1 protein-coding gene is annotated in these 506 nt (G+C 64.4%); it reads left to right on the top strand.

From position 1 onward, the window contains the following. A partial coding sequence (locus AACY52_RS30185; RefSeq protein ID WP_339561359.1) for a Fe-Mn family superoxide dismutase occupies positions 1-506 on the top strand: 506 nt, incomplete at both ends.

Genomic DNA, 506 nt, shown 5'->3' with positions numbered 1-506 from the left:
GGAGCGGCTGCTCGTCAGCCATCACGACAATAATTATGTCGGCGCGGTGAAGCGGCTCGGCGCCATCACGACCCAGTTCGCCAGCCTCGATGCGGCCAAGGCGCCGGGCTTCACGATCAACGGGCTGAAGCGCGAGGAATTGATCGCGTGGAATTCGATGATCCTGCACGAGCTCTATTTCGCGGGACTGGGCGCTGCCTCGCAGCCGGGTCGGCCACTCGCCCAGTTCATCGAACGGGATTTCGGGAGCCATGATCGCTGGGCGGCCGAGTTCGCCGGCATGGGCAAGGCACTCGGCGGCGGCTCGGGCTGGGTGCTGCTGCAATGGAGCCACCGCGATAATCGCCTGACCAACCAATGGGCCAATGATCACACGGCGACGCTGGCCGGCGCGACGCCGATCCTCGCGCTCGACATGTACGAACATGCCTATGCGATGGATTTCGGGGCCAAGGCGGGCGACTATGTCGATACCTTCATGCGCTCGATCGCGTGGGCCAATGCCG

It is taken from the genome of Pseudomonas sp. EA_65y_Pfl1_P113 (assembly GCF_963970525.1).
Lineage (GTDB): Bacteria > Pseudomonadota > Gammaproteobacteria > Pseudomonadales > Pseudomonadaceae > Aquipseudomonas > Aquipseudomonas tritici.
The sequence above is the reverse complement of the archived record's forward strand: the minus strand, read 5'-3'. Positions and strand labels throughout refer to the sequence as shown.